The organism is Anaerolineae bacterium (assembly GCA_016931895.1).
Classification (GTDB): Bacteria; Chloroflexota; Anaerolineae; order 4572-78; family J111; genus JAFGNV01.
The window spans coordinates 1-10,152 of record JAFGDY010000104.1 but is presented as its reverse complement, the minus strand read 5'-3'; the positions used below and the strand labels follow the sequence as shown (position 1 = coordinate 10,152).

Genomic DNA, 10,152 nt, shown 5'->3' with positions numbered 1-10,152 from the left:
GAGATTTCTCCTGTAAGCGTAGCGGCGTCGAATGACATATCCACCATTGTTACTGAAAGTAACGGTTTCAAACTAATCTCAGTATAATTTCTCATTTTTTTGCCTATGAGCATCATTAGCGTAACCAACCTGCAAAAACATTTTAAAGTGTTCAAACACCGGCGCGGTTTTTGGGGAGCGCTGCGCAACTTGACCATCCGTGAGGCAGAAATTGTGCGGGCCGTAGACGGCATTAATTTTGACATTCAGCCCGGCGAATTGGTGGGCTATCTTGGCCCCAACGGCGCGGGCAAGTCAACCACCATCAAAATGCTGGCCGGGCTGCTGGTGCCGTCTGGGGGAGAGTTGCGGGTGAACGGGTACGTCCCCTGGCAAGACCGCCAACGTTACGTGGCGCAGATTGGGGCAGTTTTTGGCCAGCGGACAACCTTGTGGTGGGATTTGCCGGTCATCGAATCATTGGATTTACTGCAACACATCTACAAAATCCCGCCTGACCGCTTTCGGCAAAACCTGGACGAATTCCGCACCCTGCTCAACCTCGACTCCTTTCTCCATACCCCGGTTCGCGCCCTTTCCCTGGGCCAGCGCATGCGGGCCGACATCTGCGCAGCGCTGCTGCACAATCCCCCCCTGCTGTTTCTGGACGAACCGACAATTGGGCTGGACGTGGTGGCCAAAGAACGCATCCGCCAATTCATTCAACACATCAACCGGCAGCGCCATACGACCATTATTTTGACCACACACGACCTGGCGGATGTAGAAAAGTTGTGCGACCGGGTGATGATCATTGACCGGGGCAAACTGCTGTTTGACGGCCAACTGGCCACGTTACAGGATCGCTTTGGCGGCAAACGCGAACTGGTGGTGGATTTTGCCGAAGCCTATCCAGAGGTGGGCATTGCCGGGGCAGAGATTGTACAGCAAGATGGACCGCGAGTAACCTACCAGTTTGAGCGAGGCGCCATAACCGCATCGGCCCTGATCGGAAACCTGTCAGCCCGGTATCGTATCCGCGACCTTTCGGTGCGAGAGCCGGATATTGAGGCAACTATCCGCCGGATTTATGAGGAACGACTCCTGGAAAATTGAGATAGGGGTCAATACAGCTATACCAGCGCAGAATGCAACTCCACCGCCAACTCCCGCACCCTGTCCACAGACTCGCCGGCACGTTTCACCAGGGCGCTGCCCACAATCACGCCATCGGCAATTTTCCCCACCGCCCTGGCTTGTTCGCCATGGCCAATGCCAAAACCAACAGCCAACGGTTTATCTGTTTGCTCCCGCACCCGACTGACAAAATCGGCCAGGTCGGGCGGCAATGCGGTTCGAGCGCCGGTGACGCCGGTCAGGGAGACCAGGTAAATAAAGCCCTGCGAATGGTCGGTAATCAACTTGATGCGTTCCGGGGTGCTGGTGGGAGCCAGCAGGTAAACCAGGGCCAGGCCAAACTCGGTGCAAGCCGCTTCCAGTTCTTCGGCCTCCTCCGGCGGCAAATCGGGCACAATCAGGCCGTCCACGCCGGCTGCGGCCGCATCCGCAACAAATTGTCCCAGGCCATAGGCCAGAATAGGATTGATGTAGCCCATCAACAGGGCAGGCGTGTCCACTCCCAATTGGCGCAACTCGCGCGTCATGGCCACACAATCTTTTAGGGTAGTTCCGTTACTTAACGCTTTTTGAGTGGCCACCTGGATGGTCGGGCCATCGGCCAGGGGGTCAGAAAAAGGAACGCCCAGTTCCAGCAGGTCGGCCCCTGTATTGGCTAAAGTTTTGATCACCTCCAGGCTGGCCTGGCGGGTGGGAAATCCCAAAACAGAATAAGGCATAAAGGCCGGGCGGCCTTTGGTAAAGGCATTTTGAATACGACGGATACCATTCATTTTCTTAAACCCATATTTTTCTGGGCAATATGGAGCCGGTGTTCGGCGATGGGTCGTACCCGGTTGGCGCCTTCCTGGAGCACCTGCTCAATGTAACCGGGGTCTTGGGCCATTTCGTGGTAACGCTTTTGGATGGGTTCCACAACGCCAATAACGGTTTCGGCCACCCGTTTTTTGAGCGTCCCGTAGCCTCCTCCCTCAAACTCGGCCAGGATTTCTTCTTCGCTTTTACCCGTGATAGCCTGGTAAATATTGAGCAAATTAGAAACTCCGGGCTGGTGCTGCGGGTCAAAGGCAATCCGGTTCAGCGAGTCGGTGGTGGCCCGCATAATGGATTTACGCAGCACCTCCGGCGGGTCCAGCAGGCGCAGGGCATGGCCTTGCTTATCAATACTTTTACTCATTTTAGCGGTGGGGTCGTCCAGGCCCATCACCCGCGCGCCGGCCTTGGGAATGAGCACCTCCGGCACCACAAAGGTTTCGCCGTACAGGTTGTTAAAGCGGATGGCAATGTCGCGGGTCAATTCGACGTGCTGCTTCTGGTCTTCGCCAACGGGCACGTAGTGCGTATCATACAAAATGATGTCGGCGGCCATCAGCACCGGGTAATCAAACAAGCCGGTGCTAACGCTTTCTTGTTTGGCGCTTTTGTCCTTAAATTGGGTCATCCGTTCCAGCCAGCCTATCGGGGTGACACAGTTGAGCAGCCAGGTCAACTCGGCGTGGGCCGGGACGTGGCTCTGCACAAAAATGGCGCAATGTTCCAGGTCAAGGCCGCAGGCCAGGTAGAGCAAAGCCACCTGGCGAATGGCGCGATACAGTTGGGCCGGGTCCTGGGGAACGGTGAGGGCATGCAGGTCAACAATACAAAAAACATTGTGGTATTTTCCCTGCTGGGCCACCCAATTTTTGATGGCGCCCAGGTAGTTGCCCAGGTGCAAGTTGCCGGTGGGTTGAATACCGGAAAAAACACGCTTTTTGTCGGCTTGGGTCATGGTGATAACTCCCTAGAAAATGGTGAATGGTGAATGGTGAATGGTAAATTATTAATGGTGAATGGTGAATTGCCAATTGTGAATGACTCAAACTCTGGTTGGCTGAATCGTTAAGGATTTTCCAAAAAATTCGGCAAAGCCTTAACCGGCCGGCTCAGGCAGTTTTAGTTTTCCTTTCCCAACTCCCGCATCATGGTGTCCAAATCCTTGTCGCCGCGGCCGGAGAGGTTGACGACGATAATGCTATCTTTGGGCAGCCTGGGCGCGCGTTTGACCACCTCGGCCACGGCATGGGCCGACTCCAGGGCGGGAATGATGCCTTCTTGTTGGCTGAGAATTTTCACCGCAGCCAGGGCTTCGTGGTCAAGGGCGTAAGTATACCCCGCTCGCTCCAAATCGCGCAACCAGGCGTGCTCCGGCCCAACCGATGGATAATCCAGACCGGCGCTGATGGAATGGGTTTCGGCAATCTGGCCGTCGGGCGTTTGCAGCACATAAGACTTGGTGCCGTGCAGCACGCCGAGTCGCGCTTCCACGCCTGTCCCTCCATCGGCAGGCGGGGGCGCAAAACGAGCCGCATGTTTGCCGGTTTGAATACCACTGCCGCCGGCCTCCACCCCCACCATGTCCACCGCCTGATCATCCAGAAAAGCCTGAAAAAGGCCCATCGCGTTGGAACCGCCACCCACGCAGGCAATCAAAAAATCAGGCAACCGGCCTTCGGCTTCCAGAACTTGGGCGCGGGCCTCGCGGCCAATCACACTTTGAAAATCGCGCACAATGGTAGGATACGGATGCGGCCCCAATACCGAGCCAAGCAAATAATGGGTAGTTCTGACATTGGTCACCCAATCCCGAATGGCCTCGTTGATGGAATCTTTCAAAGTGCGACTGCCGCTGCTCACCGGGCGCACTTCGGCGCCAAGCAGGCGCATCCGAAAAACATTGGGCTGCTGTCGGGCCATATCCACCTGGCCCATGTAGACAATACATTCCAGGCCCAACAAAGCGCAGGCGGTGGCCGTGCCCACGCCGTGCTGACCGGCACCAGTTTCGGCCACAATGCGACGTTTGCCCATCCGTTTGGCCAGCAACGCCTGCCCCAGGGCGTTATTGATCTTATGCGCGCCGGTGTGGGCCAAATCCTCTCGTTTTAGATAAATTTTGGCCCCGCCCAGGTGGCGCGTCAACCGGCCGGCATAAGTGAGAGGCGTAGGCCGCCCGACATAGGTTTTGAGCAGATGATTGAACTCAGTTTGAAAATTTAGGTCGGTTTTAGCGGCCTCATAGGCATCTTCCAGTTCGGCCAGGGCAGGCATCAGAGTTTCGGGCACAAATTGCCCGCCGTAGGGGCCAAATTTTCCTTTGGCCATAAATTCTCCTTTGGCAAGGTTGGAACATTAAACACTTTTTGCTATTTTAACAAACTCTCGCATTTTCTCGTGATTCTTGCGGCCTTTTTCCGCTTCCACCCCACTGCTCACGTCAACCCCCCACGGCCTGACTATCCGAATCGCCTCGGCTACATTTGTTGGCGTAAGACTGCCGGCCAGCATCATTGGATAACGTTGGGCAATGTTGGCGGCCATGGTCCAGTCGGTGACGTGGCCGGTGCCGCCGTAGAGGGTGGAATGGTAGGCGTCGAGCAGGCAGCAAGGAAGTAGAGCAGGCGAATGCTTTGAGTTCGACGGAGCAAGCAGTGAGGCGAGGAGATATTTCTGGATGAGACTTTCTGCTTCCGCCAGAGTTTGAGGACGGAACGCCTTAAAAGCACGCCCCTGAAAGTGATTGACAAATTCAGGCGTCTCATCGCCGTGCAGTTGGGTCAAATCAAGCTGGCAAAACTCAAGGAGGTGGGTCACAATTTCAAGCGAAGCATTAACAAATACCCCTACAAATTTGGGCAAATTATGGCGTGAGTTACTTGATACGTATCTCCTGACCCCCGACACAATATCCTTGACCACTTCCGGTGCAACGTAACGCGGGCTGGGTTCGTAAAAAATAAAGCCCAACAAATCCGCCCCGGCTTGCACAGCCACCAGGGCATCCTCTAAATTGGTAAGGCCGCAGATTTTTACTTTGGTCATCCGTTATTTTTTGATGGTCTTCCCCTTGAGTGTTGGCAGAGAGACTAATTGTTTGTCCGCCAGGGAGACAACCCATTTCTATGTTATTCACCTATCACTCAAATAACCCAGTAGCGCTTCCAAACCCAATAAATAACTGCGCCAACCAAACCCGCTGATCTGCCCCACGCAAACCGGGGCCAGCAAACTTTTATGCCTGAGCTCTTCGCGGGCATGAACATTACTCAAGTGAACTTCCACCACCGCCAACCCTGTTCCGGCAATGGCGTCCCGCAAGGCCACCGAGGTATGGGTATACGCCCCGGGGTTAAAGACCACGCCATCCGCCCAATCACGGGCTTCGTGCAAAGCATCAATTAATGCGCCCTCACTGTTGGCCTGAAACGGGCGCACTTCTACCTCTCGTTCAGCCCCCGCGGTTGTCACCGCCCGGTTGATGTCGGCCAGCGTAGTGGAACCATATACCTCCGGCTCGCGGGCGCCCAATAAATTCAAATTAGGGCCGTGGAGCAAAAGAATTTTGGTCATCCTTTACCTCTTTACACCAAAGGTTCAACTCTTGGGGAAACGCGGCTTGCAAACAATAACAAATCAAAGCCTGCGAGCCAAAATCAGCGACGGTTACCGGACTGCGGTCATCTTTTTCCAGCGCATCAACCACCATCTCTGCCCGAACCATTTGGCATAACCTGGCCGCCCTGGTTACGGCTTCAATAGCTACTTGCTTTTCTTGGATGTAAGTCATTCAAGGATACTTTTGGCGCAACAGCTTGACAAAAAACATTTGGGCCTAATCTTAACACAGTTCCCGGCATATTCCAATTCTGGAACCATGTTGGACTGGGCTACCGGCATATCAATCCAGTAGCTTCACATAATAACCGGGCATACTACCTCGGTTGAGGCTTTGTGTCACAAAGGACGCTCGATTAAACTCATTGATAATCCTATAAAATCTTTAACAGGCCCGGTCGTAGATCAAGCGGCACAATGATGAGGACCTCGTTCTCGACCGTGGCTTCAACCAATAAACCGCGCAAACGGAGGCGCCCCATCACTGTTTCCGGTTCGTGATATTGCCAATGTGGTGATTCCTCCAGATCATTGCCAAACTGGTCGTCAAACTGAGACCAGGCCATTGTACTCCCGCTCTCCAAAACCTGACGCAGCGCCTTGCGTTCATCGTCTGTTAATCCGGCCACAACCCGGCTCAGATTATCCTCATTGACCAGTTCTTCAATAATTTGTTCCACCAATTCTGCCTTGCGCAAGGCCGACCACCCGCCGCCACGAATAACCACTCGCCCCATTCCGGTAAGCACATCTTTGCTGTAAAGCGGCAGAGCCTTGGCTAATGTTGGGTCAGGTGTAGTAAGTTTGCCCTGAATTTTTTTTCGTTGAACCCGTTCACGTTCATGCCACTGCTCCAGAAAAGATCCGAAATTGACTTTAAGCCTCGAGGTCCACTCCACATGCTCCAACAGCGACTGCGCCGCTTCATAATCAGGCCAGGTTTCCAGAGCCATTTCAAGACTTGTGCGGGCCAGATCATACTCTTCCTTTTGCACCGATATTCGCGCTTGACCATAGTTATAAACCGCCATTTCCTGCGGTTGAAAACGGGTCGCATCGGCCAATGGGGCTAACATTGCCTCCGCGCCTTCAACATCATCTTCATCCAATAAATAAAGCGTCAAATTGACCCGAGGAAAAACATAGGTGGGGTCAATATCAATCGCTGCACGATACATTTGTTTGGCCCGCTCGTGCTCTTCTCGCCGGCCATAGATAACGGCCAGGTTATTGTAGGCTTCTTTGGCCCGAGGTTCCAGCTCCAGTACCTGTTGAAAGAGTTTTTCGGCCTGTGTTTCCTTATTTTTTTGGAGTAATTGCAAGGCTCGATTCAGCAACTCAGCCACCTTGGGCGCATAAACCTTATCCGGTTCGTCTGAAATCTCAATTTGTCGCAATTGCACTTCTTGCCATTCGCCTTTGTTCCACACCCGCAGAGTTTCCCCGGTACCAACCTGACCGGCTTCCATTAACGTGAATAGGGCGCGCATACGGCTATCATCATCCCCGGCCTGACTCAAGCCATACCGGCGCAAGGCGGCATAGGCGGCAGGGGTACCAATGGTGGCCAGCATACTGATACCGCCATCCGGTTGATCCTCTTCCCAGATGAATTTTTCGGCCATCAAGACAATTTGCGGAAAACGGGTCGCAAAATCGTCCATTTGGCTGCGGAATTTTGAGGGCGACATTTTTTCTTCGCGTTGGCTCAAGGCGATAAATTCTTCCAACCCGGCTTTAGGCATTATTTCGAGACTATGGAAATAGGGAAAACGCCGGGCAAATCCCGGACCAGGCCAACCGGCCTGTAAAGCAGACAACATTTCTTTGATCCACGGTGAATTTTTTTTGAGTTTTTTCATCCGTCGCTTGGCTGACGAATCGCGCTGTGTGTTAGCCTCGGCAATGGCCAGAAAAAATTGAATGCGTTCGGAAGTCTCCGGCATCTCACCCAATCGCGTACCGGATTTTTCCAGGGGCTTCAACAACGTGTACACCGTTTCATCTTGCGCCATAATGGCGGCAGCCTCAGCTTTTTTCAAAATTTCGGTATCCCCTTGCGGTTCAACAAGACGCAATCGCTCCCATAGGTCTTGCGTTTCATCTTCCTGGCCGGTCCAGGCCAAAAAACGAATAACATTGCTCAAGGCTTGTAGATTATCGGGATGACTTGCCAGGACCCGTTGAGTAACGGCCAGGGCTTCCTGGGGCTGACCGTCAAAAAACAATGCCAGCGATAAATTGTTATGAGGAGGAGGCCAGTTTTTTAGCTTTTTGATAGATTTTTGATTAGCTGCGATACATCCTTGATAGTCACCACTATTCAAGTATTGCTGCCCATCCTCCAAATAGCGCAGCCCTTGCTCTACCTGCTCTACCGAGATATCCAACTGCCGGGCTACTGCCGCAATATCCTGCTCCAGCGAGGCAATGATGTGGGGAAGGTTCTCCTTTTCAGGAGTGTCGAGCTGATGTTTGAGCACCTGACGGAAAGCGTGCAGGGCATGGGCATTCATTTCCACTTGAAGGTAAAGTGATGAGAGAGGCAACCAATAACCAGGATCATCACTCAAATCAAAGGCCCGCTCGTATCCATCTAATCCACCCCAAACATCACCGGCCTTTACGCGAGCATAACCGATATAATAATGCAGTTCGGCGACCTTGGAATGGGAAGAGAGATATGGTTCCAACAAGGCAATCGCCTCTTGAGCACGGCCGGTATTGATTAAGGTATCAGCTTGGGCAAAGGCCGTTTCCAACTTGGCTGTCGGTTGGTTTTGCCATAACCATCCCCCGCGGAATGGGGATATCCGCTGCTTTTTTCGCTTTCGTTTAGCCAAAGGTAGCCTCCCAAATAATAAGACACTGATACAAAATCAGCGTCTTAATTTCCATGCCATTTAGCCATAGTTCGGCTCTTAATCCGGCAATGATACGTTTAACGCATCCAGATAGTCGGCAAACGCCAATAATTCGGCGCTCAGTCCCGGCCATAATTCAGGCAGAAACTCCATTAGTCCCGCCATTTTCTCGGGAACCAGTTCGGTCGTGTACACATTTCGAACCAAATATCTGAAGCGCCGGAATTCATCAACAATGTTTGCGCTTTCCTGGCTGATAACAGCAGGTCGCAAACTGGGTAGGTCTTCAGCCACCTGCTGGAGCAAATCGCGATGCCAGTTTTCACTATTGGGCAGGTTTTGATCCACATGTCTGGCAATCAAGTCAAATAGTTTTTCCAGTTCTGCATAGAAGTTGTGTAAATTCAAAGCAACGGAATCTAAATAGGCATATTGGTCTTCTGGTGAAGTCTAGACATGTAACCAGGCTTGCATGGCATATCAATCCAGTAGCTTCACCTAACGACTTGGCACAATGCCAAGAACTACTATCCTATGCAGGGGCTAACTGACCGCCAACCAATTCGTATATCATTTGATTGGGTTGGGCAATCCGCTGCGAGGCATCCAAAAGCTCCATTGCTACCACATTTCCAACCGCATCATAATCAAAAATAACACCTGCTGTCTGTTCATCACTGTCTGCAATTGGCTCATCACGCAGAATAATTGTCAGCGTATCGGTATGGGTATCGTAAATTACACGCATCGTTTATCTCCAACATTTTTCAACTTTGCTGGTACGGTAAGCAGTCACAACCTCAGGTGGGTCACGGTCCACATCAACAAATACCCGCAGCAAGTAAACTTTGGCCTGGTCAGTCGTAACTTTATTCTGGTATACACACCGTCCTGGGCGTACAAATTCACTTTGACCCGGAACTTTTAGCACCTGCTCTACATCTCCCCCTGATAGACCACGTTGTTTTATTTCAGTCAACGCATGATCGGTCAAGATGTAATTATCTAGAGGTGGGCAGGTCATTTTCGGATTCCTTTATCCAGGGTAGAGTAATTCTAATTTATGGCGAGGGGGATGTCAAGCCCAGAGATAACCTACAATTCCTCCAATAACGCCTTAGCCTCTTGCAGACCAGGTGTATCCAATCCTTCGGTGAACCAGCCGTAGATTTCTGTTAGCAGAGTTCGGGCTTTCTCTTGCCTGTCTTGACGCTTCAATAATCGACACAGGCTCATCACTGCCCGCAGCTCCCACAATTTTGCCTGCTGGCGACGGGCCACCTCTACAGCGCGCTGAAAGCAGGTTTTAGCATTCAGCAAATCTGTCTCCGGCACGACCCTTTCATCCCTCATCTCTTCGACTTCGCTCAGAGCCTGTCTTGAGCCTGCCGAAGGAACAAGCCTTCCGCCTTCAACCTTTTGGGCAAGCATCATCGACCAACTATCCTCAGTCCCTAACAACTCGTAAGCGGCGAGACCTCGCCGCATCTGCTCGACGCCTGCTTCGCGGAATAAATGAAAATAGCCGGCAACACCTTGCGCAAAAACCAGACTGGGAGGATGTGACAGATTATGGGCCAAGACCAGTACTTCTTCACTCCGAAGGATCGGATGATATGCCTGCTCACATCAAAGCCTCGCTGTTGGGCAGTTCAGTAACCATCCCCATCACCAATGGTCATTTTAATCTGGGTACATGGCAAGGGGTATATCTTTGTGAATTTCGCAACCATGCTTCGGG

At 52.3% G+C, this 10,152-nt stretch carries 12 protein-coding genes and 1 pseudogene; 2 read left to right on the top strand and 11 right to left on the bottom strand.

Annotated features, from left to right (window positions below; all coding sequences use genetic code 11):
• The first annotated feature begins 105 nt into the window (after window positions 1–105).
• The gene (locus JW953_08270; GenBank protein MBN1992688.1) at window positions 106–1,095 is read left to right on the top strand and encodes an ATP-binding cassette domain-containing protein; all 990 of its coding nucleotides are present in this window, start codon (window positions 106–108) and stop codon (window positions 1,093–1,095) included.
• A gap of 17 nt (window positions 1,096–1,112) precedes the next feature.
• On the opposite strand, the gene JW953_08265 is transcribed toward JW953_08270, so the two are convergent.
• The 11 genes from JW953_08265 to JW953_08215 form a co-directional block, all read right to left on the bottom strand.
• A complete protein-coding gene (locus tag JW953_08265) occupies window positions 1,113–1,889 on the bottom strand; it encodes a tryptophan synthase subunit alpha (protein ID MBN1992687.1) in 777 nt (258 codons plus the stop codon).
• A complete protein-coding gene (gene trpS / locus JW953_08260; protein MBN1992686.1) occupies window positions 1,886–2,884 on the bottom strand; it encodes a tryptophan--tRNA ligase in 999 nt (332 codons plus the stop codon). Before trpS ends, JW953_08265 begins: the two co-directional genes overlap by 4 nt.
• A 164-nt stretch (window positions 2,885–3,048) precedes the next feature.
• Window positions 3,049–4,257 carry a tryptophan synthase subunit beta gene (gene trpB, locus JW953_08255; protein MBN1992685.1) on the bottom strand — a complete coding sequence of 403 codons (1,209 nt, stop codon included), beginning with the start codon at window positions 4,255–4,257 and terminating at the stop codon, window positions 3,049–3,051.
• A gap of 27 nt (window positions 4,258–4,284) precedes the next feature.
• Window positions 4,285–4,974 (bottom strand): phosphoribosylanthranilate isomerase, encoded by a 690-nt coding sequence (locus JW953_08250; protein ID MBN1992684.1) that lies wholly within the window; start codon window positions 4,972–4,974, stop codon window positions 4,285–4,287.
• 87 nt (window positions 4,975–5,061) lie between these two features.
• Window positions 5,062–5,502 carry a type II 3-dehydroquinate dehydratase gene (aroQ, locus tag JW953_08245; protein ID MBN1992683.1) on the bottom strand — a complete coding sequence of 147 codons (441 nt, stop codon included), beginning with the start codon at window positions 5,500–5,502 and terminating at the stop codon, window positions 5,062–5,064.
• Window positions 5,471–5,719 (bottom strand): hypothetical protein, encoded by a 249-nt coding sequence (locus JW953_08240; protein MBN1992682.1) that lies wholly within the window; start codon window positions 5,717–5,719, stop codon window positions 5,471–5,473. Before JW953_08240 ends, aroQ begins: the two co-directional genes overlap by 32 nt.
• A 202-nt stretch (window positions 5,720–5,921) precedes the next feature.
• Window positions 5,922–8,390 (bottom strand): tetratricopeptide repeat protein, encoded by a 2,469-nt coding sequence (locus JW953_08235; GenBank protein MBN1992681.1) that lies wholly within the window; start codon window positions 8,388–8,390, stop codon window positions 5,922–5,924.
• A gap of 78 nt (window positions 8,391–8,468) precedes the next feature.
• Complete coding sequence (locus JW953_08230; GenBank protein MBN1992680.1) at window positions 8,469–8,819, bottom strand: antitoxin; 351 nt, start codon at window positions 8,817–8,819, stop codon at window positions 8,469–8,471.
• 124 nt (window positions 8,820–8,943) lie between these two features.
• Entirely contained in the window at window positions 8,944–9,159 is a 216-nt protein-coding gene (locus JW953_08225; GenBank protein MBN1992679.1) for a DUF2283 domain-containing protein, read from the bottom strand.
• A gap of 3 nt (window positions 9,160–9,162) precedes the next feature.
• A complete protein-coding gene (locus tag JW953_08220) occupies window positions 9,163–9,435 on the bottom strand; it encodes a DUF4258 domain-containing protein (GenBank protein MBN1992678.1) in 273 nt (90 codons plus the stop codon).
• Between the two features lie 71 nt (window positions 9,436–9,506).
• Window positions 9,507–9,992: a hypothetical protein gene (locus JW953_08215; GenBank protein ID MBN1992677.1), complete on the bottom strand. Its 486-nt coding sequence runs from the start codon at window positions 9,990–9,992 to the stop codon at window positions 9,507–9,509.
• 14 nt (window positions 9,993–10,006) lie between these two features.
• On the opposite strand from JW953_08215, the pseudogene JW953_08210 reads away from it, so the two are divergent.
• Window positions 10,007–10,152: pseudogene (locus JW953_08210) on the top strand (YjbQ family protein).